The organism is Bacillus sp. FSL R5-0447 (assembly GCF_038606125.1).
Taxonomy (GTDB): Bacteria; Bacillota; Bacilli; order Bacillales; family Bacillaceae; genus Bacillus; species Bacillus velezensis.
Map to the genome: position 1 here is coordinate 423,022 of NZ_CP152012.1, position 26,691 is coordinate 449,712.

Sequence of the window (26,691 nt, forward strand, 5' to 3'; positions counted from 1 at the left end):
GATTGCTCTGAAACGCGTTTCATAACGTATGATATCAATATCATACGCATCAGGAGGATGAAACACATGATACATAAAAAACAGGGCCTGTTCCCTGATACATTTCTATGGGGATCAGCCTCGGCTGCCTATCAGGTTGAAGGAGCATGGAATAAAGACGGTAAAGGACCTTCAGTATGGGACTTATTCACGAAAATACCGGGTAAAACGTTTAAAGGCTCAAATGGCGATACAGCAGTTGGCCATTATGAGCGTTATAAAGAAGATATCGCCTTGATGGCAGAAATGGGTTTGAAAGCTTACCGCTTTTCTGTCAGCTGGCCGAGAATTTTTCCGAATGGCAGAGGGGAAATCAACGAATCAGGGATCGCATTTTACGAAGACCTGATCGATGTATTGATTTCTAACGATATTGAGCCGGTGCTGACTCTTTATCATTGGGACTTGCCTCAGGCGCTGATGGATGAATACGGCGGCTTTGAATCAAGAAAAATTATTGATGATTTTAATGATTACTGCATTGCGTTATACAAAAGATTTGCCGGCAAGGTGAAATACTGGGTCACGTTAAACGAGCAGAATTATAATTTTCATAACGGGTTTATTACAGCTGCACATCCGCCCGGCGTAAAGGACAGAAAACGATTTTATGAAGCGAATCATATCGCATTTTTAGCTAATGCCAAAGCGATTGAATCCTTCAGACAATATGTTCCTGACGGCATGATCGGCCCGAGCTTCGCTTATTCACCGGCTTATCCGCTTACAAGTCATCCTGAAGACATAACTGCATTTGAAAACGCAGAGGAATTTATGAATCATTGGTGGCTTGATATGTATTGCCGGGGGACTTATCCGCAAATTCCTTTCAATTATTTAAAGGAAAAGGGCTGGGCGCCCGCCATTGAAGCCGGGGATATGGAATTGCTTGCAAAAGGCAAGCCGGATTTTATCGGTGTTAATTATTATCAGACGATTACGTACGAAAGAAATCCTCTTGACGGTGTATCGGAGGGGAAAATGAACACGACTGGTCAGAAAGGGACAAACCAGGATACCGGTATACCGGGTCTGTTTAAAACGAAAAAGAATTCGAACCTCGTGACGAGTAATTGGGATTGGACGATTGACCCGATAGGTCTGCGCATCGGCCTCCGGCGTATAACGAGCCGCTATGAGCTGCCGGTTTTTATAACAGAAAACGGGCTGGGGGAATTCGATAAAATAGAAGAAGACGGCTCAATTCAGGATGACTACAGAATTGACTATTTACGCTCCCATCTTGAACAGTGCAGAGAGGCCATTAGTGACGGAGTTTATCTCATCGGCTACTGCAGCTGGTCATTCACGGATCTGTTAAGCTGGCTGAACGGCTATCAAAAACGCTACGGTTTTGTCTATATCAATCGAGATGAAGAAGATGAAAAGGATTTGAAACGGATCAGGAAAAAAAGTTTTTATTGGTACCAAAATGTAATTGAAACAAACGGTAAAAGTTTATAAAAGTTCCCTGAGAGAAATAAGATTCTCTCAGGGCTTTCTTTTACATTGAGGCTGCATCAATAATATACGTATCCGCATGAAGATCGGATATTTCGGCAGGCACTGAATAACAGGTAAGGCTGTATCGGCCTTTCGGAATATGAAAGAAAAGCCGCTTTGACATCACGCTTTCAATCTCAATTCCATCTTTTACAGCCTCAAAGGGAACAGTCGCTTTTTTCTCATAGGATGGTACCGGTTCACTTGTGTTAAGCCTGAGGACGATAAATGCCCTCGTATTTCTCCTTGCCTCAAATGAAACAGCTCCGTCAGCTTCCGCATATCCTTTTTCAATGGCTTCATCGGTCCAATCGATAACAGGCGGTTCTGAATCTTTTTGGAAGATTGTAAATTGATGATAAGAAATGGCCAGTTCTTGCGGTTTCCATGATTTATTCAATGCGCTGTTCCTCCTGTTTTTTACTTGATTTTAAATAATACTCTCGTTCCGTCGGGATCATTGGTAAGCTGATGTCCGACCCATGAGCCGGCTCCGCGGTTGTCTGCCGGAGAAATATATTCTACGGAGGCGTTATTTCCGCCCTGTTTACAAACCGCCATCGGCCATTCATCTCTATCGTATCCCGTTTTGACGGGCACATGTTTAAGAGATTGCTCACGCCGCTTATGTACTCCGTCTCTGTCAATGGTGCATATGCTGGAATGTCCTTCTTTTATCGCGTCCTTAATATGCTTTGCTGTTTCCGGATATCGATCGGACGGAAATAAGATTACTTTGTCGTAATCACTCTTCTGAACGGTCTGCTCGTTATCTGAGAAAAGATCACCCTTGATCAGGGCCGCGACTGCTCCGGCAATGATGATAAGAACAAGCAGCAGTGCTTTTAATGTTTTCAAGAGTATCAATCACCTCCAGTTTTAATTGCTGTAAAGCTGGTCCAAGAATAAAGCAGAATCGGCCGGCTGTAAAGCTGTTAAAATATATTTCTCAGCCGCAATTCAGCTGAATATCTGTAAAACCATCCGCACAAATCAACTTTATTCATTAAAAATTCAATCAGAAAGTGTTTTTTGCCGTTTCCCTATTCAGAAATGAACGGTTGCGGGTGTATCGTCAATTGACTTATTATAGCGATAAGCTCACCGGCAGGATATCTTCGTCTGCGAGTGTCCGACCCGAAAACCTTGGTCTGCATGACCGTGCGCAACAAGACGATAAAAAGACGGCCATCTGATAAGAAGGCCGTCAGCAAATCATTCCAGATTCGCATGCTTTGTAAACATGTCTGCTGAATTCAATTCTTTTTTCTCCATGATTTTTAGAATAACCGCATCGTAGAACAGCAGAAGAGTTTGTTCGAATAAAGAACCCATCGGCTGAATCGTCTTTCTGTCTCCGCCGGTCTCTTCCTTAGGAGAGCCGGGAATCGTTATTGTAAGATCCGCAAGTTTGCCGAGACTTGAAGCGGGGTTAATCGTTAATGCAGTGATGATGCCGTTAAGGTTTTTGGCTTTTTCAGCCGTATGAAGCAGACTTTTTGTTTCGCCTGAGCCTGAGCCGATGATGACGAGACCGCCTTCTTGGAGGGGAGGGGTAAGCGTCTCACCGACGATGTAAGCGTTCAGGCCGATGTGCATCATCCTCATGGCGAACGCTTTAGCCATAAAGCCGGAACGGCCCGCTCCGGACGTGAAGATTTGATCTGCCGATAAAATCAGATCCGCAAGCTTGTCAGCTTCACTGTCGGCTATTAATGCTGCGGTGCGGGATATTTCATTTAGTATTTCATGTAAGTATTCAGTCGTTTTCATGATCCTTGTGTGATCAGCTGTTTCATTTTAGCAGCAGCATCCGCTTTATTGTCAGCTCCCGTAATGCCTCCGCCGACAATGATTAAATCTGGGTTTTGTTTGATGGCTTCAGGAAGCGTATCAAGTTTAATGCCTCCGGCAATTGCGGTTTTAGCGCTCTTGACCGCTTTTTTAATCGCCGTCAGTTCCTCGAATGAATTTTTTCCTTCTGCTTGAAGATCATAACCTGTGTGAACACAAATATAATCAACACCGAGTTGGTCAATTTCTTTTGCCCGTGTTTCAAGGTTTTTTACGTTAATCATGTCGACGAGGATTTTTTTCTGCTGTTTTTTTGCTTCGGCAACCGCCCCTTTGATCGTTGAGTCGTCTGTCGCCCCTAAAACGGTGATGATGTCGGCTCCCGCTTCTGCCGCTTTCATAATCTCGTAACCGCCTGCATCCATGATTTTAAGATCGGCAAGCACTTTCAAGTGAGGAAAGGCTGTTTTCATTTCCTGCACGGCTTTCAGTCCTTCATTAATGACAACGGGAGTGCCGATTTCTACAACATCTATATATGGTTCGACCTCTTTCACAAGTTCAATTGCTTCCGGGATATTTACTAAGTCTAATGCCAGCTGTAATTCCACTTTATATCCACTCCTCTTTTTCATGTATTTCCATTCTATAGAGTGCCCCGCATGTTGAGAAGTACGCACTTTGAAGTCTAATAGTTACTTTGAGGATACTGTCCCCGCAGGCAATGCGCTTTGTTTCAGCAAAACTGCGTGGTAGTATAAACTGACGAAAGTTGTGTGAAAAAGTAAGCGTGTATGAATAGATGATGACCGTACAAAAAGTAAGAGGAAGGAGAATTGTCCGTGAGCCGAATGGATGAGAAAACGTTTAATTGCGAAAAGGAATTGACGCTTGCCGTGATAGGCGGGAAGTGGAAAATGCTGATTATGTGGCACTTGGGAAAAGAAGGGACGAAGCGGTTTAATGAGCTGAAAGCTTTAATTCCGGATATTACGCACAAAATTCTTGTGAATCAGCTCAGGGAGCTGGAGCAGGATCTGATCGTTCACAGGGAAGTTTACCCTGTCGTCCCTCCGAAAGTGGAGTATTCTTTAACGGCGCAAGGAGAAAGCCTTATGCCGATTCTGGACGCCATGTATAAGTGGGGAAAAGATTATATGGAATTAATCAACATTGATAAAACTGCAATAAAGGAATCTTTTTGAAGTGCTCTATGTAAAATAGAGTGCTTTTTTTGCGGTTTAATGAAATCATATTGCGAACATTCGGGCCGTCTGTTTCGGTTCTTGCGCTGTTTTTTCCGGGTCAGCTTACGTACGTAAATTTTTTTCATTCTGCCATAACTGGATATTCGACAGATTTTCATTATAGTTTAAAGATTTTTAATTTTACGTAAATAATATTTTTGAAAATAAATTGCGGGATGCCGCAAAATACCCTCTGGATTCGTCGGATTTTTTTTCGGTGTGCCGCATGAAACTTTTCACCCATTTTTCGGTGATAAAAACAATATTTTCATATAAAGTGAACGTAAGTAGATATATAGAAATACATGCAGAAATAGGTAAACCTTTCGTGCTTACAATCAATGGCTTTTTGTCTTGATTTCTCATAAATTTGATGCCGCATTTCGGACTGCGCGGGTGAACGGATGACGGATTTCGGCGGTGATTGAATCGGGATCGTTTTTGGAGGTAAGTGGTTCTTTTGGCTTGAGAATGAGTTAGGGACATAGAGGGAGGCTGTTTCTAAGGGAGAATTGACAACTTTATCTTAAAAAGGGGAGGCGCACACATATGGAAATAACTTTTTATCCTTTAACAAATGCTCAAAAACGTATCTGGTATACAGAAAAATTCTATCCGAACACAAGCATTTCAAATCTAGCCGGTTTCGGGAAACTCATTTCTGAAGACGGCGTACAGGCTCATTACGTTGAGAAAGCGATACAGGAATTCGTCCGGCGGTATGAGTCGATGAGAATCCGTCTGCGGCTTGATGATGAGGGGGAGCCCGTTCAATATGTGAGCGAATACCGTCCGCTCTCTATCGGGCACACGGATATCAGGCAAGCCGGCTGCTCTGCGGACGAGCTGTCCAAATGGGGGCGTGAAGAAGCCGGCAAGCCTCTGGCGTTATATGATCAGGATTTATTCCGTTTTTCCGTGCACACGATCAGTGAAAATGAGGTCTGGTTTTACGCTAATGTGCATCACATTATTTCAGACGGGATTTCCATGACGATTCTGGGCAATGCGATTACTGATATTTATTTGGAGCTTTCAGGCGGGACAAGTGAGGAACAGACGGAGATTCCTTCTTTTATTGAGCATGTGCTGACAGAGCAGGAATATGTGCAGTCGAAGCGGTTTAAAAAGGATCGGGATTTTTGGAACGGGCAGTTTGAGACCGTGCCGGAGCTTGTGTCCCTGAAACGGAGCCAGGCAGATGCGGGTCTTGATGCGAAACGGTTTTCTCAAGAAATTCCTCACGACTTATATGGCCGCATTCATTCATTCTGCGAGGAGCATAAAGTCAGCGTACTATCTCTGTTCCAGTCAGCTCTGATCACTTATCTCTACAAAGTGACCGGCCGGGATGACGTTGTCACAGGTACGTTTATGGGAAACCGGACGAATGCGAAAGAAAAGCAGATGCTCGGGATGTTCGTATCTACAGTTCCTGTGCGGACAAGCGTTGACGGAGGACAGTCGTTCTTGGAATTCGTTAAAGGCCGGATGAAGGACCTGATGAAAATTCTCCGCCACCAAAAGTATCCGTATAACCTGCTTGTCAATGATTTGCGCGCTTCGAAAAGTTCGCTGAGCAGATTGTTTACGGTGGCTCTGGAGTACCAGGTGATGCAGTGGCAGAAAAAAGAGAATCTGTCCTTCCTGACAGACCCTATTTTCAGCGGAAGCGGTACAAATGATATTTCAATTCATGTGAAGGAACGATGGGACACCGGGAAATTGACAATTGATTTTGACTATCGCAGCGACATTTTCAAGGGGGAAGAGATTGAATCTGTTTCTGAACGTTTGATCACGCTGATTGAAGATGCGATTTCATCTCCTGATCGCATAATTGATGAACTTACTCTTCTTTCTGAATCCGAGAAAGAGCAGCTGCTGAAACGGGCCTCCGGCAATCCGGTGAATTACCGCGGGGAGATGACGATACCGGGGCTGTTTGAAGAGAAGGTGAAGTCACTGTCTGACAAACCCGCGGTTGTGTATGAAGGCCGAACATTGTCCTATCGCACATTGCATGAACAGTCAGGCCGTATTGCCGGACGCCTTCTTAAAGCCGGGATATCAGCCGATACTCCTGTCGCGGTGCTGCTTGGCCGTTCTGAGCGTGTCATTGCGGCAATATTGGGAATTTTGAAAGCAGGCGGCGCCTATGTGCCGATAGATCCTGATTTTCCGGCGGATCGGATTCAGTACATTTTGGAGGACAGCGGAGCGAAGGCTGTTCTGACGGAGGCCGGAATACAGGCGCCTGCAGCGGATGCCGAACGGATTGATTTTGACGAGGCTGTTCAGTATGAGACGGCTGCGGACGGTGTCAGCACACAATCAGACCGGCTGGCTTACATCATCTACACGTCAGGTACAACGGGGCGGCCGAAAGGCGTGATGATTGAGCACCGGCAAGTTCATCATCTGGTGCAATCACTGCAGCAGGAGATTTATCAATGCGGTGAGCAGACATTAAGAATGGCGCTTTTGGCTCCGTTTCATTTTGATGCGTCCGTCAAACAGATTTTTGCCTCGCTTCTTTTGGGACAGACGCTTTATATCGTGCCGAAAACGACTGTAACGAATGGCTCGGCACTGCTGGACTATTATCGTCAAAACCGGATTGAAGCCACTGACGGAACGCCTGCGCATCTGCAGATGATGGTTGCGGCGGGAGATGTCAGCGGAATTGAATTGCGCCACATGCTCATTGGGGGAGAGGGTCTGTCCGCGGCTGTTGCTGAACAGCTGATGACGCTCTTTCATCAATCGGGCAGGACGCCGCGTCTGACGAATGTCTACGGGCCGACAGAAACGTGCGTAGATGCGTCCGTGCATCAGGTGTCAGCGGATAACGGAATGAATCAACAGGCGGCGTACGTTCCGATCGGAAAACCGCTCGGCAACGCCCGTCTGTATATATTGGATAAGCACCAGCGGCTTCAGCCCGACGGCACGGCCGGTGAGCTGTATATCGCGGGTGACGGTGTAGGCCGCGGCTATTTAAATCTTCCGGATTTGACCGCAGAGAAGTTTTTGCAGGACCCGTTTAACGGAAGCGGCCGCATGTACCGCACGGGTGATATGGCGCGCTGGCTGCCGGACGGGACGATCGAATATATCGGCCGTGAAGATGATCAGGTGAAAGTCCGCGGCTACCGCATTGAGCTGGGAGAAATTGAAACGGTGCTCAGAAAAGCCCCGGGCGCGGCGCAGGCCGTCGTGCTGGCACGGCCGGATCAGCAGGGCAGCTTAGATGTCTGCGCATATATCGTTCAGGAAAAAGGAACCGAGTTTCACCCTGCCGAGTACAGGGAGTATGTGTCCAAGCACCTTCCTGATTACATGGTGCCCGCTTACTTTACAAAAACGGACGAAATTCCGCTCACGCCAAGCGGGAAGGCGGACCGCAAAAAGCTGTTTGCGCTTGATGTGCAGGCTGTCAGCTCATCTGAATATGCCGCGCCGAGAAATGAAACGGAGGAAACACTTGCCGTCATCTGGCAGGAAGTTCTCGGAATGGACAAGGCGGGCATTTATGATCATTTCTTCGAGTCAGGCGGTCATTCATTAAAGGCAATGACGCTTCTGACGAAAATTCATAAGCAAATGGGCGTTGAAATTCCGCTGCAATACTTGTTTGAGCATCCGACGATTGCGGCGCTTGCCGATTATGCGGAAAACCGAAACGAAGGACCGGCATTCAGTGCAATTGAGCCGGCTGAGAAGCAGGCGAGCTATCCGCTTTCGCTCGCTCAGCAGCGGACTTATATCGCAAGCCAATTTGAAGACGCGGGAGTCGGATATAACATGCCGGCTGCGGCCATGATTGAGGGCGCTTTAGACCGTGAAAAGCTTGAGCGTGCATTTTCTGCCTTAATCAGCAGGCATGAAGCGCTCAGAACATCGTTTCAATCAGAGGACGGCACGCCGAGACAAGTGATTGGCGAGCATGTTCCGTTTCATATTGAAATGATCGAAGCGCGCGGAAGAACGAATGAACAGGTCATGAAGGACTTTGTGCGCCGTTTTGATTTATCTGAGGCGCCGTTGTTCAGAATCGGCCTGCAAACGCTCGGTCACAATCGCCATATGCTGCTGTTTGATATGCATCACCTGATTTCTGACGGGGTGTCTATTTCCATCATGCTGAAGGAACTGGCTGACATCTACGGCGGAAATCAGCTGCCTGAATTGCGCATTCAATATAAAGATTATGCCGTATGGCAGGCGGAACGGGCGAAAGAAGGCTACAAGAAGGAGCGGGCGTACTGGAAAGAAGTCTTCAGCGGCGAACTGCCGGTGCTTCAGCTGCTCCCTGATTATCCGCGGCCGCAGGTGCAAAGCTTTGAAGGTGACCGCGTGTCCGTCAAGCTGCCGAAAATGCTGCGGGAACGGCTGCAGAAGCTTGCCGAGAAAAACGGAGCCACTCTTTACATGGTGCTGTTATCGGCATACTATACGCTGCTTTCTAAGTATTCGGGACAGGAAGACATCATCGTGGGAACACCGTCAGCGGGAAGAAATCACTCCGATACCGAGGGGCTCATCGGGATGTTTGTCAACACGCTTGCGCTGCGAAGCTCCGTGAAGCAGGATCAGACATTTGCCGGCTTGTTAGGTCATGTGCGCAAGCAGGTGCTGGATGCGTTTTCTCATCAGGATTATCCGTTTGAGTGGCTGACCGAGGAGCTGAACGTGCCCCGGGACATGAGCAGGCATCCGATATTTGACACGATGTTCAGTCTGCAAAACGCCTCGGACGGAATTCCGGAGATCGGTAATCTGACGCTGTCTCTTCATGAAACAAACTTCAATATCGCCAAATTCGACCTGACCATGCAGGCTCGGGAAACAGCGGAAGGCATTGCGCTTGATTTGGATTATTGCACGAAGCTGTTTAAGCGCTCAACTGCGGATCGCATGCTTGCGCACTATGTCCGTCTGCTGGAAAGCGCGGCAGCTCAGCCGGATGCGAAAATCAGCGAATATGATCTGCTTTCTGAACGGGAGGCTTTGAATCAATTACAGCGGTTCAACCCGGAACGCACGGTATACCCGAAAGATCAAACGATCGTGCAGATCTTTGAAGAACAAGCCCGAAAGAACCCTGACCGGACGGCTCTACAGTTCGAAGGGGAAACCCTGTCGTATCAGCAGCTGAATGAACGCGCCAACAGGCTTGCGCGGCATATTCTTTCGGTCGGAGGCGGCGGAAAAACCGCGGCTGTTCTGTGTGAACGGTCAATGGATATGATTGTTTCCATTATGGCTGTGTTAAAAGCGGGGTCCGCCTATGTGCCGATTGATCCTGAGCATCCGGTTCAGCGGATTCAGCATTTCTTCTGCGACAGCGGGGCGAATGTGCTCCTGACTCAGCAAAGCCTCAAGCCGATTGCGGAAAAGGCCGGTTTTCAAGGCGTCATTGTGCTTGCTGATGATGAGGCGAGCTATGAAAAGGACTCTCGCAATCCAGCATTGCCGTTTGATTCCAAAACGATTGCCAATCTCACTTATACATCAGGCACGACGGGAACGCCGAAAGGAAACATCGTCACACATGCCAACATTTTGCGGACGGTAAAAAACACGAACTATTTGACTGTTTCTGAAGAGGACACAGTGCTCGGTCTGTCAAACTACGTTTTTGACGCTTTTATGTTTGATATGTTCGGTTCGCTGTTAAACGGTGCAAAGCTTGTGATCGTCCCGAAAGATACGGTGCTGGATATGTCACGCCTGTCCCGTGTGATCAAACGGGAGAACGTCAGCATTCTGATGATTACGACGGCCCTGTTCCACCTGCTTGTTGATATGGAGCCGTCCTGTCTGACGATGCTTCGGAAAATCATGTTCGGGGGCGAAAGAGCGTCTGTAGAACATGTCAAAAAGGCGCTTGCGGCAGTCGGAAAAGGAAGACTGCTTCATATGTACGGCCCGTCGGAAAGCACGGTGTTTGCGACATACCATCCGGTGGATGTCATTGAAGAGGATACGCTCTCCGTTCCGATCGGGAAACCGGTCAGCAATACGGAAGTCTTCATCATGAACTCAGCCGGACGCATTCAGCCGGCGGGTATCGCGGGAGAGCTGTGCGTCAGCGGGGAAGGACTCGTAGAAGGCTACTACAACCGTCCTGAACTGACGGAAGAAAAATTTGTAAAGCATCCGTTTAAGGAAGGTGAACGGATGTATAAAACGGGCGACTTGGCCAGATGGCTTCCGAATGGCGATATCGAGTTTATCGGACGTATCGACCATCAGGTGAAAATCCGCGGTCAGCGGATTGAGCTTGGCGAAATTGAGCATCAGCTTCAAAGTCATGACCAGATTCAGGAATGCATTGTGCTCGCTGTGGATCAGGGCGCGGGTGACAAACTTCTTTGCGCGTATGTTGTCGGTCACAGGGAAATCTCTTCCCGGGAGCTGAGGGAGCATACGGCGAAGGATCTTCCGGCTTATATGATTCCATCCGTCTTTATTCAATTGGATGAACTGCCTCTTACAGGGAACGGAAAAATCGACAGGCGGGCGCTGCCGATGCCGGATGTGACCGCAGCGAATGCCGTGTCATATACGGCGCCGCGCAATGAAACAGAACAAAAACTGGCGGATATTTGGGCTGAGGTGCTGCAAATGGAGCGGGTCGGTGTCCATGACCAGTTCTTTGAGATCGGGGGCCACTCGTTAGCGGGGATGAAACTGCTGGCCCTTATCCAGAAGACATTCGGCGTGCAGCTTACCTTAAAGGATCTGTTCACTTCTCCGACGGCTGCGGGGCTGGCGCAGCTGATTGAAGGGGCTGAGCGGAAGGCGGCAGAGAGCATCGCACCGGCGGCCGAGCGGGAAACGTATCCGGTTTCTTCACCGCAGAAGCGGATGTTCGTGCTTCAGCAGCTGGAAGGCGCTGAAACAAGCTATAACATGCCGTCTGTGCTCCGCTTAAAAGGAAAGCTTGATGCAGAAAAGCTGAAATCCGTCATGAAACAGCTGACAGAACGCCATGAAGCCTTCAGAACGACATTTGACATACAGGATGGAGAAACGGTTCAGCGCATATGGACGGAAGCTGATATCGACATGGAATATTATGAAGCCTCTGAAGAAGATGCTGAACGGATTATTCAGAGCTTTATCCGGCCGTTCCGCCTGGATCAGCTTCCTCTCGTCAGAACGGGACTGGTCAAGCTGGCTGAACATGACCACCTGCTGCTGTTTGACATGCACCATATCATTTCGGACGGCGCTTCAGTCGGCGTGCTGATAGATGAACTGTCCCGCTTGTATGGCGGTGAAACGCTTGAGCCGTTGCGGATTCATTATAAAGACTATGCGGTATGGCAGCAGAAATTTATTCAATCAGAGCAGTACCGCAAGCAGGAGGAGCATTGGCTTCGGGAGCTTGACGGCGAGCTTCCGGTATTGACGCTGCCGGCTGATTACAGCCGTCCGGCCGTGCAAACCTTTGAAGGAGACAAGCTGGTCTTTTCTCTGACTGAGGAACAGACGTCGGCTCTTCGCAGTCTTGCGAAACAAACGGATTCTACCATGTACATGGTGCTGCTGGCGACATACAGCGCCTTTCTCTCAAAACTGAGCGGACAGCATGACATCATTGTGGGCTCGCCGGTTGCGGGACGGTCACATGCGGATCTCGCAAACGTCATCGGTGTTTTTGTGAATACACTCGCGCTTCGTACGTATCCGGAAGCGGACAAAACGTTCACGGACTATCTTAAAGAAGTAAAACAAACCGCTTTACATGCATTTGACGCGCAGGATTATCCGCTTGAAGACCTTCTGCAAAAGGTTGAGGTGCAGCGTGATACGAGCAGAAATCCGCTGTTTGATGCGGTATTCTCAATGCAAAATGCAAATGCGGAAGATCTGGTCATGGAAGGAATTGAGCTGAAGCACCATCCGTTTGACAGAAAAACAGCCAAGTTTGACCTGACAATGACGGCTGAGGACACAGACGAAGGTTTAACGTTTGTGCTTGAATATAACACCGCGCTGTTTAAACCGGAAACGGCAGAGACATGGAAGCATTACTGGCTTCAACTGTTAGAAGCCGCAGCGGAAAATCCGGCTGCGAAGCTTTCTGAGCTTTCATTGGTGAATAAAACAGAAAAACAAGCCCTCCTCAACGCATGGAAAGGAAAAACAATTTCTGTGCCGCGGGACAAAACGGTTCACCGTCTCTTTGAAGAAACGGCCGCCCGCTACGCGAACCGGCCGGCCGCGGCATACAACGGCGCGAAATGGACGTACGGCGAGCTGAACGCAAGGGCGAACCGGATCGCACGTATCCTCGTGGACTGCGGCGTCACGGATGACGAACGTGTCGGCATTTTGACGAAACCGTCCTTGGAAATGGCCGCAGGCGTACTCGGCGTCCTGAAAGCGGGCGCGGCATTTGTGCCGATTGACCCCGAATACCCGGAAGAGCGGATCAGCTACATTCTGCAGGACAGCGGCGCCAAGCTTCTTCTCACACAGGAAGCGCTGGGCGTGCCGGACAGCTACAACGGAGAAACGATCCTGCTTGACGGCAGCCGCTCCATTCTGAGCCTGCCGCTTGATGAAAACGATGAAGCGAACCCGCAGACGGAAACAACGGCGGATCATCTCGCTTATATGATTTACACGTCAGGAACGACCGGACAGCCGAAGGGTGTGATGGTCGAACACCATGCGCTGGTGAACCTGTGTTTCTGGCATCACGACGCATTCGCCATGACGGCGGATGATAAAAGCGCCAAATACGCGGGCTTCGGTTTTGACGCCTCTATCTGGGAGATGTTCCCGACATGGACCATCGGCGCGGAGCTTCACGTCATTGACGAAGCGATCCGGCTGGATATCACCCGCTTAAATCACTATTTCGAGGAGAACGGCGTGACCATCACTTTCCTGCCGACGCAGCTGGCCGAACAATTTATGGAGCTGGAAAATACCTCTCTCCGCATGCTTCTCGTCGGCGGCGACAAGCTGAAGCGGGCGGTGAAACAGCCGTACACGATCGTCAACAACTACGGCCCGACGGAAAACACCGTCGTCGCGACAAGCGGCGTCATCAATCCGGAGGAAGGATCGCTTTCGATCGGACGGGCAATTGCCAATACGAGAGTTTATATTCTCGGCGACGGCGATCAGGTGCAGCCGGAAGGCATTGCCGGTGAATTGTGTGTGGCAGGCCGCGGACTTGCGCGCGGATACCTGAACCGTGAAGAAGAAACGGCGAAGCGGTTTACCGCAGATCCGTTCGTGCCGGGCGAGCGCATGTACCGGACCGGCGACCTCGTCAAATGGAACGCGCAGTGCGGCATCGAATACATCGGCCGTATTGACCAGCAGGTCAAAGTGCGGGGCTACCGGATCGAGCTTTCAGAAATCGAAGTCCGCCTCGCCCAGCTTGCGGACGTTCATGACGCAGCGGTGACGGCCGTGGAAGACAAAGCGGGCAATACCGCGCTTTGCGCCTATGTCGCGCCTCAGCAGGACGATATCGAAACGCTCAAATCCGCGCTGAAAGACACGCTGCCTGACTACATGGTGCCGGCTTTCTGGGTGGAGATGGACGAGCTTCCGGTCACCGCGAACGGAAAGATTGACAAAAAAGCCCTGCCGGAACCGGATATTGAAGCGGGAAGCGCGGCATACAAAGCGCCGGAAACGGAGATGGAGACGCTGCTTTCCGACATTTGGCAGGAAGTGCTCGGTCTTGATCAGATCGGCGTAAGCGACAATTTCTTCACGCTCGGCGGGGACTCGATCAAAGGCATCCAAATGGCGAGCCGCCTGAACCAGCACGGCTATAAATTGGAGATGAAAGATCTCTTCCAGCATCCGACCATCGAAGAGCTCGTCTCGTATGTGGAGCGGACGGAAGGCAAGCAGGCCGACCAGGGCCCGGTCGAAGGCGAAGCGGCCTTAACGCCGATCCAGCGCTGGTTCTTTGAGAAAAACTTCACGGACAAACACCACTGGAACCAATCCGTCATGCTTCACGCGAAAGACGGCTTTGATCCGGAGGTAACAGAAAAAACATTACATGTCCTGACGGTGCACCATGATGCGCTCCGGATGATTTATCGTGAACAAAAACCGTATTACAGAGGGCTTGAGGATGCGTCTGTTGAACTGAACGTCTTTGAGCTGAACGGACCTGCTGAAGACCATGAGGACCGTATCGAAAGGGAAGCAGACCGTCTTCAAAGCAGTATTTCACTGGAAACAGGACATCTCTTGAAAGCCGGGCTCTTCCGGGCTGAAGATGGAGACCACCTTCTTCTCGCAATCCATCACTTAGTCGTGGATGGTGTATCTTGGCGGATTTTACTGGAGGACTTTACGTCCGTGTATACGCAGCTGAAGCAAGGCAATGAACCGGCGCTGCCGCCGAAAACACATTCATTCGCCGAATTTGCCGAGAGAATCAAAGAATACGCAAATACGAAGGCGTTTCTGAAAGAAGCGGATTACTGGAGAGAGCTTGAGAAAAAAGAGGTATGCACTCAGCTTCCGAAAGACAGGCAGTCTGGTGATCAGCGCATGAGACATACGAGAACGGTCAGCTTCTCTCTGACGCCTGAACAAACTGAACAGCTGACGACAAACGTACATGAAGCCTATCACACCGAAATGAACGACATCCTGCTCACGGCGCTCGGACTGGCGCTGAAAGAGTGGACGGGTGAAGACACGATCGGCGTTCATTTGGAAGGCCACGGACGCGAAGACATTCTTGACGGCCTGAATATCACCCGGACGGTCGGATGGTTTACGAGCATGTATCCGATGATCCTTGAGATGAAGCATTCCGACGATCTTTCATATCAGCTGAAACAAATGAAAGAAGACATCAGACACATCCCGAACAAAGGAGTCGGCTACGGCATTCTGCGTTATGTAACGGCGCCTGAGCATAAAGAGAATCTTTCATTTGAGATTGATCCGGATATCAGCTTTAACTACTTAGGCCAGTTTAATGAGATGTCGGATTCCGGCTTATTTACAAGATCCGGGATGCCGTCAGGACAATCGCTGAGCCCTGACACAGAGAAGCCGAATGCGCTTGATATTGTCGGATTTATAGAAAATGGGCAGATGACGATGACGTTTGCCTATCATTCTCTCGAATTTCATGAAAAAACCATTCAATCGTTCAGTGACAGCTTTAAAGGGCACCTCTTGAAAATCATAGATCACTGCCTGGCCCAAGACGGACCTGAGCTTACGCCTAGCGATCTTGGCGATGATGATCTGACGCTTGATGAACTTGATAAATTAATGGAAATTCTCTAACAGAAAAGACAGAGGTGACATATGAGCAAAAAATCGATTCAAAAGGTGTATGCACTCACACCGATGCAGGAGGGAATGCTTTATCATGCGCTGCTTGATCCGCATTCTTCCTCCTACTTCACACAATTAGAGCTTAGGATTCACGGAAGTTTTCAGCTGGAGCTTTTTGAAAAAAGCGTCAATGAGCTGATCCGGACATATGACATCCTGCGTACGGTATTCGTGCACCAGCAGCTTCAAAAACCGCGCCAAGTCGTATTAGCCGAGCGGAAGACGAAGGTGCACTATGAAGATATCAGTCAATTAGATGAAGCGCGCCAAACCGAATATATTGAACGCTATAAACGCGGCGTGCAGCAGCAGGGCTTTCATCTGGCGAAAGATATTCTCTTTAAAGCGGCGGTGTTCAGACTCAGTGAGAAAGAGCTGTATCTCGTCTGGAGCAATCATCATATCGTCATGGACGGCTGGAGTATGGGCGTTTTGATGAAAAGCCTGTTCCAAAACTATGAAGCGCTTCGTGCCGGCCGGCCCGCCGGGGGAAGCCAGGGCAAACCTTACTCTGACTATATCAAATGGCTCGGAGGCCGGGATTATGAGGAGGCGGAACAATATTGGAGCAGCCGACTGGCGGATTTCGAACAGCCGAGCCTGCTCCCGGGCCGTCTGGCAGCAGAAAAGAAAGACTACCAAAATGAAGAATATTCTTTTGTCTGGGATGAAGAGCTGGTCGCGCAGATTCAGCAGACCGCCAACCGGCATCAAGTCACGGGACCTAACCTGTTTCAGGCCGTTTGGGGTGCGGTGCTCAGCAAATACAACTATACAGACGATGTGGTGTTCGGCACCGTCGTATCAGGCCGTCCTTCAGAAATCAACGGCATAGAAACGATGGCGGGGCTGTTCATCAATACAATTCCCGTCAGAATCAAAATTGACAAAGATGCAGCCTTTTCGGACGTGATGGCGGCAGTTCAGAAAAACGCCGTGGAAGCCGAGCGCTATGATTATGTGCCGCTCTATGACATTCAAAAGCGCTCCGCCCTGGACGGCAGCCTCTTAAATCATTTGGTCGCGTTTGAAAACTATCCGCTGGACAAAGAGCTGGAAAACGGGGGCATGGAGGAAAGACTCGGCTTTTCCATTAAAGTTGAACATGCTTTTGAGCAGACGAGCTTTGATTTCAATCTCATCGTGTATCCGGGAAAAACGTGGACTGTCAAAATCAAATATAACGGAGCGGCTTTCGCTCATGATGCCATCGAACGAACGGCGCACCATCTGACCCGCATGATGAAAGCCGCGGTCGGAACGCCTGACGCGCCCGTACGGGAACTCGGCCTTGTTTCAGGCGAAGAAGAGCGGCAGATTGTTGAGGTATTCAATGATACGAAAACGGCGCTTCCGGAAGAGGAGGCCGTTCACCGTTTGTTTGAAGCACAGGCAAACCGGACGCCTGCAAGCATCGCGATAAAAGAAGCGGGACGCGAATGGACCTACCGTGAAGTGAACGAAGCGGCCAACCGTCTGGCGAGACACCTTGTGAAGAGCGGGCTGGAAAAAGGCCGGACCGCCGCTATTATGAACGACCGGTCTGCGGAAACCGTTATCGGAATGCTTGCCGTTCTAAAAGCAGGCGGCGCATATGTGCCGATTGATCCGGCTTTTCCGGAGGACCGTCTCCGCTTTATGGCGGAAGACAGCTCGATTCGGCTCGTGCTGACAGTTCAGGACTATCAAGAACAAGCGGGCGCATTGCAAGTCCCGGTCGTCATGCTGGATGAAAGCGCGGATGAAACGGTAAGCGGAACAGACTTGAATCTTCCGGCCGGCGGCAACGACTTGGCGTATATCATGTATACATCCGGATCGACCGGCAAACCGAAAGGCGTCATGATTGAACACAGAAATATCATCAGGCTCGTCAAACATTCGAATTACGTGCCGGTTCATGAAGAAGACCGGATGGCGCAAACGGGAGCCGTCAGCTTTGATGCCGGAACCTTCGAAGTCTTCGGCGCATTGCTGAACGGAGCGTCATTGCACCCGGTGAAAAAAGAGACGCTGCTTGACGCCGGACAATTCGCCCAATTTCTGAAAGAGCAGCGGATCACGACCATGTGGCTGACGTCTCCGCTGTTTAATCAGCTTGCCCAAAAGGATGCCGGCATGTTTAACACGCTCCGGCACCTCATCATCGGCGGTGATGCGCTTGTGCCGCATATCGTCAGCAAAGTGAGGAAGGCATCACCGGAGCTGTCGCTTTGGAACGGATACGGGCCGACGGAGAATACGACGTTTTCGACGAGTTTTCTCATTGATCAGGATTATGACGGTTCGATCCCGATCGGGAAGCCGATCGGAAATTCCACTGCGTACATTATGGACGAAAACCGCAACCTCCAGCCGATCGGCGCGCCCGGTGAGCTGTGCGTCGGCGGAAGCGGAGTGGCAAGAGGCTATGTGAATCTGCCTGAATTAACGGAGAAGCAGTTTGTCCGCGATCCGTTCAGACCGGATGAAATGATATACCGGACGGGGGACTTGGCGAAGTGGCTTCCGGACGGCACGATCGAGTTTCTCGGCAGAATTGATAACCAAGTAAAGGTCCGCGGTTTCAGAATCGAGCTCGGCGAAATCGAGGCGAAAATCAGCCAGGCGGAGAATGTGACGGAATCTGCGGCTGTGATCCGGAAAAATAAAGCGGATGAAAATGAAATCTGCGCTTACTTTACCGCAGACCAAGCCCTTTCGCCGGAAGACCTGCGCAAAACACTTTCGGAATCACTTCCGGAATACATGATTCCCGCACACTTCATCCAGATGAATCAGTTTCCGCTGACGGCGAACGGGAAAATTGATAAAAAAGCGCTGCCTGAGCCTCAGGCTGAAGCCGTTCAACAAGAATACGTAGCGCCGAAAACGGAAGCGGAGCAGAAACTCGCCGACATATGGGAAGGCATTCTCGGTGTAAAAGCGGGTGTGACTGACAATTTCTTCACGATTGGCGGACATTCTTTAAAAGCCATGATGATGACCGCTAAAATCCAGGAGCACTTTCAAAAAGAAGTGCCGATTAAAGTGTTATTTGAAAAGCCGACCATTCAGGAGCTTGCGCATTATTTGGAGCATGAGAGCGAGGAGGAGCAGCAGTTTGAACCGATCCGACAAGCGCCTTATCAGAAGCATTATCCTGTTTCCTCAGCACAGCGCAGGATGTATATCCTTAATCAGCTCGGACAGGCCAGCACGAGCTACAACGTCCCTGCTGTACTTTTGCTGGAAGGGTCAGTAGACAAAAAGCGTCTTGAGGAGGCCATGCAGGCATTAATCAACCGTCATGAGACCTTGCGTACGTCGTTTGACATGGCAGATGGAGAAGTCGTGCAGACCATTCATAAAAATGTGTCGTTTGAGCTTGAAACCGCCGAGGGCCGGGAAGAAGATGCAGAAGAGCTGACAAAAGCCTTTATCAGGCCGTTTGCGCTCAACCGCGCGCCGCTTGTCCGTTCGAAGCTGATCCGGCTTGAAGAAGACCGGCATCTTCTGCTGATTGACATGCACCACATTATTACGGACGGAAGCTCAATGGGCATTTTCATCGGTGATCTTGCGAAGCTTTATCAAGGCACGGAGCTTGCGCTGCCAAAGATTCATTATAAGGATTTTTCAGTCTGGCAGCGTGAAAAAGCAAGTCTCGATCAGCACGAAGCCTACTGGCTTGATACGTTCAAAGGCGATCTGCCGGTGCTGGATCTGCCGCTTGATTTCCCGCGTCCTGCCGAGCGCAGTTTTGAAGGGGAACGCGTCATCTTCGGGCTTGATAAACAGGTGACGGCGCAGATTAAGAAGCTGCTGGCTGATACGGATACGACGATGTACATGTTCTTGTTAGCCGCTTTTCAAGTGCTGCTGTCCAAATATTCGGGTCAGGAAGACATCATAGTCGGGTCTCCGGCGGCCGGAAGACAGCATCCTGATCTCCAAGACGTGCCGGGCATGTTTGTCAACACAGTTGCGCTTCGGTCGCATCCTGCCGGCAAAAAAACGTTCAAACAATTTCTGGATGAGGTGAAAACGGCGAGCCTTCAAGCTTTTGAGCATCAAAGCTATCCGCTTGAAGAATTAATTGAAAAACTGCCGTTAACGAGGGACACAAGCCGGAGTCCGCTGTTCAGCGTGTTATTTAATATGCAGAACATGGAGATCCCGGCCCTGCGGCTCGGAGATTTGGAGATTTCTTCTTACTCCATGCATCATCATGTCGCTAAATTTGATCTTTCCTTAGAAGCGGCTGAGCGCGGAGAAGAGGTCGGATTGAGCTTTGATTACGCGAAAGCCTTATTTGCGGACGAAACCATCCGCCGCTGGAGCGCTCATTTTGTCAATCTGATTAAAGCCTGCGCCGAAAATCCGGATATTCAGCTGGCCGACGCAAGCCTGCTGTCAGCTCCTGAGCGGGAAGCGCTCCTTTCTGATGAAAAACGGACGGAGGCGGATCTGCCTGAGGGCACTTTTGTTTCGCTGTTTGAACGGCAAGCGCAAAAAACGCCTGATCTCACGGCGGTTGCGGGCGGAACTAGTCTGACATATCGTGAGCTTGATGAACGCTCGAACCGGTTTGCCCGACACCTTCAGGCTTACGGAACGGGCAGTGAGGACATCGTAGCCATTATGATGGATCGTTCGGCCGACTTGATTACCGCGATTCTCGGCGTCATGAAAGCCGGAGCGGCATTTCTCCCGATTGATCCGGAGACTCCTGAAGAGAGAATCCGCTACTCTCTTGAAGACAGCGGAACGAAGCTTCTGGTCGTCAATGAGAGAAACATGACCGCGGCCGCCGTTTATAAAGGAAAAACGGTCGTAATGGAAGACGGAGAATGGCAGAACGAAAGCGCCGACCGGCTTGAAACGGAGCCCGGCGCCGACCAGCTTGCATATATCATTTATACCTCGGGAACAACGGGCAAACCGAAAGGCGTCCAGCTGGAGCACCGTAATCTAATCAATTATGTCACATGGTTCAGCCGTGAAGCCGATTTGACCGAAGCTGACAAATCCGTGCTGCTGTCTTCTTACGCATTTGACCTCGGCTATACGGCCATATTCCCGATTCTTCAGGCGGGCGGCGAGCTGCACATTGTGCCGAAAGAGACGTACACCGCGCCTGATCAGCTTGGTGAGTATATACAGAAAAACGGCATTACGTATATGAAACTGACGCCGTCATTGTTCCATATGATCGTCAATACAGCCCGTTTTACGTCAGAACGCCGTTTCAGCCCGCTTCGTTTAGTGGTGCTCGGCGGAGAAAAGATCATCACGTCCGATGTCCGCAAATTTCATGACGTATATGCCCATACCGACTTCATCAATCACTACGGGCCGACGGAAACGACGATCGGCGCCATTGCCGGACGGATCAATATGGAGCGCCTTGATCAATATGAGCAGCGTCCCGTCATCGGCCGCCCGATCGCAAATACCGGCGCGCTTGTATTGGACGGAGCAATGCAGCTCGTTCCTCCGGGCGCAAGCGGCGAGCTTTATATTACCGGGAAGGGGCTTGCCAGAGGATATCTTCACCGTCCGCAGCTGACGGCGGAGAAATTTCTCTCAAATCCTTTTTCACCGGACAGCCTCATGTACAAAACGGGAGATGTCGTCCGCAGGCTTCCTGACGGGACGATTGAATTTATCGGCCGTGCGGATGATCAGGTGAAAATCCGGGGCTACCGCATTGAATTAAAAGAGGTTGAAACTGTGCTGTTAAGCGTAAACGGCATTCAGGAGGCGGTCGTTCTCGCAGTCAGCGAAGGCGGGCTGCCGGAACTGTGCGCGTACTATAAAGCCGACAGCGAGCTGAAAGGCTCTGAGCTTCGCAAACGGCTTTCCGAAACACTGCCGTCTCATATGCTTCCGGCCTATTTCATGCAAGTAGACCGCATTCCGCTCACAGCCAACGGAAAAACCGATAAAAACGCCCTTCCGAAACCGGGCGTCAGCCAAACGGCGCAAACAGCTTCAGCCTTGCCGGAAACGGAATTGGAGGAAAAGCTGTGCCGCATTTGGAAACAGACACTCGGTACAGATACGCTCGGCATCGACGATAATTTCTTCGATTACGGCGGGCACTCTTTAAAAGGCATGATGCTCCTCGCCAATATTCAGGCTGAACTGGACAAAACGGTTCCGTTAAAAGCGCTGTTCGAACAGCCGACGGTCCGCCTGCTTGCCGCATATATCGAAAAATCAGCGGTATCTGAGGGATATCGGATGATCTCACCTGCCGACAGTGCAGACGCGTACCCGTTATCATCCGCCCAAAAACGGATGTACGTCCTGAACCAGCTTGACCGGGAGACAATCAGTTATAATATGCCGTCCGTTCTTCTGATGGAAGGAGAAGTCAATATTTCAAGGCTTCAGGAAGCGCTCAATCAGATGATCAATCGCCACGAGTCTTTGCGGACGTCCTTTATCGATCAAAACGGCCGCCCGATGCAGCAGATCGCAGAACAGGCTGACATCGACCTGCACATCTTTGAAGCAGCAGACGAGGAGAAAGCGGATCTTATCATTCAGGCATTCATTAAGCCGTTCGATCTGAGTGCGGCTCCGCTCATTCGGGCCGCTCTTGTCAGACTGAATGAAAAGAAACACCTGCTGCTGCTGGATATGCATCATATTATTGCCGACGGCGTGTCCAGAAGCATGCTGGTCAAAGAGCTCGCTCATCTTTACAAAGGCGGAAGCCTGCCGTCGCCGAACCTGCACTATAAAGACTTCGCCGTCTGGCAGAATGAACCCGAGCAGGCCGAACGGATGAAAGACCATGAGCGTTATTGGCTCTCCGCATTTTCCGACGAGCTTCCTGAATTGAATCTGCCGACCGATTTCCCCCGTCCGCCGGTTCAAAGTTTTAAAGGACAATCCGTCCGTTTCAGAGCGGGGCGTGAAACGGAAAAAGCGGTGCGTGAATTAATGGAATCATCGGGAGCGACTCTTCATATGGTGCTTCACGCCGCGTTCCATGTCTTTTTGAGCAAAATCACGGGGCAGCGCGATATCATTATCGGCTCGGTGACCGCCGGAAGAACGAGCGCCGAAGTTCAGGAAATGCCGGGGATGTTTGTCAATACGCTTGCGCTTCGCAATGAAACGCGAAAAGAGCAGACCTTTGCCGGGCTGCTCGAACGGGTGAAACAAACCAATCTCGACGCGCTGGCGCATCAGGATTATCCGTTTGAGGATCTGATCGGAAAGCTTGACCTGCCGAGAGATATGAGCCGCAACCCGTTGTTCCAGGTTATGGTGACGACAGAAGATCCGGATAAAGAAACACTGGAACTGGAGAACCTGCGCATCACTCCGTATGAGTCAAACCAAGGCACGGCGAAATTCGATCTGACACTCGGCGGCTTTACGGATCAAGAAGGTCTCGGCCTTCAGTTTGAATATGCGACTGATCTGTTTAAAAAAGAAACAATTGAAAAGTGGAGCGCCGGGTTCCTGCGGATTCTGAAGCAAGCGGCAGAAAGTCCGGACAGAAAGCTGCCTGAGATTTCACTGATCAGCGATGCTGAAAAACAAGCTCTCCTCAACGCATGGAAAGGAAAAACACTTTCTGTGCCGCGGGACAAAACCGTTCACCGTCTCTTTGAAGAAACAGCCGCCCGCTACGCGAACCGGCCGGCCGCGGCATACAACGGCGCGAAATGGACGTACGGCGAGCTGAACGCAAGGGCGAATCGCATCGCACGCATTCTCATGGACTGCGGCGTCACGGCTGACGAACGTGTCGGCATTTTGACGAAACCGTCCTTGGAAATGGCCGCGGGCGTACTCGGCGTCCTGAAAGCGGGCGCGGCATTTGTGCCGATTGACCCCGACTACCCGGAAGAGCGGATCAGCTACATTCTGCAGGACAGCGGCGCCGAGCTTCTTCTCACACAGGAAGCGCTGGACGTGCCGGACAGCTACAACGGAGAAACGATTCTGCTTGACGGCGGACGCTCCATTCTGAGCCTGCCGCTTGATGAAAACGATGAAGCGAACCCGCAGACGGAAACAACGGCGGATCATCTCGCTTATATGATTTACACGTCAGGAACGACCGGACAGCCGAAGGGTGTCATGGTCGAACACCATGCGCTGGTGAACCTGTGCTTCTGGCATCACGACGCATTCGCCATGACGGCGGATGATAAAAGCGCCAAATACGCGGGCTTCGGTTTTGACGCCTCCATCTGGGAAATGTTCCCGGCATGGACCATCGGCGCGGAACTTCACGTCATTGACGAAGCGATCCGGCTGGATATCACCCGCTTAAATCACTATTTCGAAGAGCACGGCGTGACCATCACCTTCCTGCCGACGCAGCTCGCCGAACAATTTATGGAGCTGGAAAATACCTCTCTCCGCATGCTTCTCGTCGGCGGCGATAAGCTGAAGCGGGCGGTGAAACAGCCGTACACGATCGTCAACAACTACGGCCCGACGGAAAACACCGTCGTCGCGACAAGCGGCGTCATCAATCCGGAGGAAGGATCGCTTTCGATCGGACGGGCGATTGCCAATACGAGAGTTTATATTCTTGGCGGCGGCGATCAGGTGCAGCCGGAAGGCATTGCCGGTGAATTGTGCGTGGCCGGCCGCGGTCTGGCGCGCGGATACCTGAACCGTGAAGAAGAAACGGCGAAGCGGTTTACCGCAGATCCGTTCGTGCCCGGCGAGCGCATGTACCGGACCGGCGACCTCGTCAAATGGAACGCGCAGTGCGGCATCGAATACATCGGGCGTATCGACCAGCAGGTCAAAGTGCGGGGCTACCGGATCGAGCTTTCAGAAATCGAAGTCCGCCTCGCCCAGCTTGCGGACGTTCATGACGCAGCGGTGACGGCGGTGGAAGACAAAGCGGGCAATACCGCGCTTTGCGCCTATGTCGCGCCTCAGCAGGACGATATTGAAGCGCTCAAAGCCGCGCTGAAAGACACGCTGCCTGACTACATGGTGCCGGCGTTCTGGGTGGAGATGGACGAGCTTCCGGTCACCGCAAACGGCAAGATTGACAAAAAAGCCTTGCCGGCGCCTGACATTGAAGCGGGAAGTGCCGCGTACAAAGCGCCGGAAACGGAGATGGAGACGCTGCTTTCCGACATTTGGCAGGAAGTGCTCGGTCTTGACCAGATCGGCGTAAGCGATAATTTCTTCACGCTCGGCGGGGACTCGATCAAAGGCATCCAAATGGCAAGCCGTCTGAACCAGCACGGCTACAAGCTGGAGATGAAAGACCTCTTCCAGCACCCGACCATTGAAGAGCTCGTCTCCTATGTGGAGCGAACGGAAGGCAAGCAGGCCGACCAGGGACCTGTCGAAGGCGAAGCGGAGTTAACGCCGATCCAGCGCTGGTTCTTTGAACGAAACTTCACGGACAAACACCACTGGAACCAATCCGTCATGCTTCACGCGAAAGACGGCTTTGATCCGGACCTGGTGGAAAAAACCCTGCAAGCATTGATTGAACACCATGACGCGCTCCGCATGGTTTACCGTGAAGAAAGGGAAGGCATCATTCAGACATACCTCCCTGTCACAGAATGCAAGGCAAGCTTTGAAATCGTTGATCTGTACGGAACTGACGAGGATATGCTGAAAAGCCAGATTCAGCGGCTTGCCGATCATCTTCAGGGAAGTCTGGATCTGGAGAACGGCCCGCTGTTAAAAGCGGAGCAATACCGGACAGAACAAGGCGATCATCTGTTAATTGCGGTTCACCATCTCGTCGTGGACGGGGTTTCATGGAGAATTCTGCTTGAGGATTTCGCTTCAGGTTATAAACAGGCGCAGCAGCAAAACAGCATCGTCCTCCCGCAAAAAACCCACTCCTTTAAAGATTGGGCGGAGGCGCTGAACACATTTGCGCAATCAGAAGAGCTGAAAAAGCAGGCGGATTATTGGGCGCAGGCAGATGCGGAAGAACTCCGGCCGCTGCCGAAAGACCATGATCCGAACAAACGGCTCGTCAAACATACGGCGGCCGTGAAATGTGAATTAACTGAGGAAGAAACGGCACAGCTGCTTACAGATGTTCATCATCCGTACGGAACGGAAATCAACGACATTCTGCTCAGCGCGCTCGGCTTAACGATCGGTGAATGGACGGAAAACGGCAAAGTCGGCATCAACTTAGAAGGACACGGCCGGGAAGAAATCATACCGAATGTCAATATTTCACGGACGGTCGGCTGGTTTACGGCCCAATATCCTTTGATTCTGCAAATCAGCAAGGAAGACGGCATCTCTTCCGTCATTAAAACGGTAAAAGAGACGGTGCGGCGCGTTCCTGATAAAGGTGTAGGATACGGGATTCTCCGGTATCTGTCATCCGATGAAGCAGAAAAAGGCGTCACGCCTGAAATCAGTTTTAACTACTTAGGGCAGTTTGACAATGAAGTGAAAACGGAATGGTTTGAGCCGTCTCCATATGATATGGGACGTCAAGTCAGCGAAGAGTCAGAGGCGTTATACGCACTGAGCTTCAGCGGGATGGTTACAGGCGGCCGCTTCGTCATTTCCTGCTCATACAATCAGGAAGAATATGAAAGAAGCACCGTCGAAACACAGATGCAGCGGTTTAAAGACAATCTCTTAATGATCATCCGCCATTGCACGGCCAAAGAGGAGAAAGAATTTACGCCGAGCGATTTCAGCGCGCAGGATCTTGAGATGGATGAAATGGGAGACATCTTTGACATGCTTGAGGAGAATTTAACGTGACAAAAACAGTTAACAGAAGGGG

8 protein-coding genes and 2 pseudogenes are annotated in these 26,691 nt (G+C 50.6%); 6 read left to right on the plus strand and 4 right to left on the minus strand.

Annotated elements, in window-relative coordinates; translation table 11 throughout:
• Positions 1 to 66 precede the first annotated feature (66 nt).
• Positions 67 to 1,503, plus strand: coding sequence for a family 1 glycosylhydrolase (locus NYE68_RS02190; protein WP_324636140.1), 1,437 nt, complete (start codon positions 67 to 69; stop codon positions 1,501 to 1,503).
• Between the two features lie 40 nt (positions 1,504 to 1,543).
• Here NYE68_RS02190 and comJ read toward each other — a convergent pair whose 3' ends face one another.
• From comJ to hxlA, 4 genes are all read right to left on the minus strand, one after another.
• Entirely contained in the window at positions 1,544 to 1,942 is a 399-nt protein-coding gene (gene comJ / locus NYE68_RS02195; protein ID WP_039252825.1) for a competence protein ComJ, read from the minus strand.
• 20 nt (positions 1,943 to 1,962) lie between these two features.
• Complete coding sequence (locus NYE68_RS02200) at positions 1,963 to 2,400, minus strand: NucA/NucB deoxyribonuclease domain-containing protein (protein WP_003156588.1); 438 nt, start codon at positions 2,398 to 2,400, stop codon at positions 1,963 to 1,965.
• 357 nt (positions 2,401 to 2,757) lie between these two features.
• Positions 2,758 to 3,315, minus strand: a complete 558-nt coding sequence (gene hxlB / locus NYE68_RS02205; protein WP_014416874.1) for a 6-phospho-3-hexuloisomerase — start codon at positions 3,313 to 3,315, stop codon at positions 2,758 to 2,760.
• Positions 3,312 to 3,947, minus strand: coding sequence for a 3-hexulose-6-phosphate synthase (gene hxlA / locus NYE68_RS02210; RefSeq protein WP_015239130.1), 636 nt, complete (start codon positions 3,945 to 3,947; stop codon positions 3,312 to 3,314). The genes hxlB and hxlA overlap by 4 nt, the downstream gene beginning before the upstream one ends.
• 231 nt (positions 3,948 to 4,178) lie before the next feature.
• Between hxlA and NYE68_RS02215 the strand changes: the two genes are divergently transcribed.
• The 5 genes and pseudogenes from NYE68_RS02215 to srfAB (NYE68_RS02235) all read left to right on the plus strand — a co-directional run.
• Positions 4,179 to 4,541, plus strand: a complete 363-nt coding sequence (locus tag NYE68_RS02215) for a helix-turn-helix domain-containing protein (RefSeq protein WP_007409352.1) — start codon at positions 4,179 to 4,181, stop codon at positions 4,539 to 4,541.
• 591 nt (positions 4,542 to 5,132) lie between these two features.
• Positions 5,133 to 15,887 carry a surfactin non-ribosomal peptide synthetase SrfAA gene (gene srfAA, locus NYE68_RS02220; protein WP_324636139.1) on the plus strand — a complete coding sequence of 3,585 codons (10,755 nt, stop codon included), beginning with the start codon at positions 5,133 to 5,135 and terminating at the stop codon, positions 15,885 to 15,887.
• A gap of 21 nt (positions 15,888 to 15,908) precedes the next feature.
• A pseudogene (gene srfAB, locus NYE68_RS02225) lies at positions 15,909 to 19,001 on the plus strand (surfactin non-ribosomal peptide synthetase SrfAB); the annotation flags it as partial.
• 16 nt (positions 19,002 to 19,017) lie between these two features.
• Positions 19,018 to 19,182 (plus strand): competence protein ComS, encoded by a 165-nt coding sequence (gene comS, locus NYE68_RS02230; RefSeq protein ID WP_012116773.1) that lies wholly within the window; start codon positions 19,018 to 19,020, stop codon positions 19,180 to 19,182.
• Positions 19,128 to 26,669 (plus strand): annotated as a pseudogene (gene srfAB / locus NYE68_RS02235) (surfactin non-ribosomal peptide synthetase SrfAB); the annotation flags it as partial. The gene comS and the pseudogene srfAB (NYE68_RS02235), both read left to right, overlap by 55 nt.
• Positions 26,670 to 26,691: the final 22 nt, after the last annotated feature.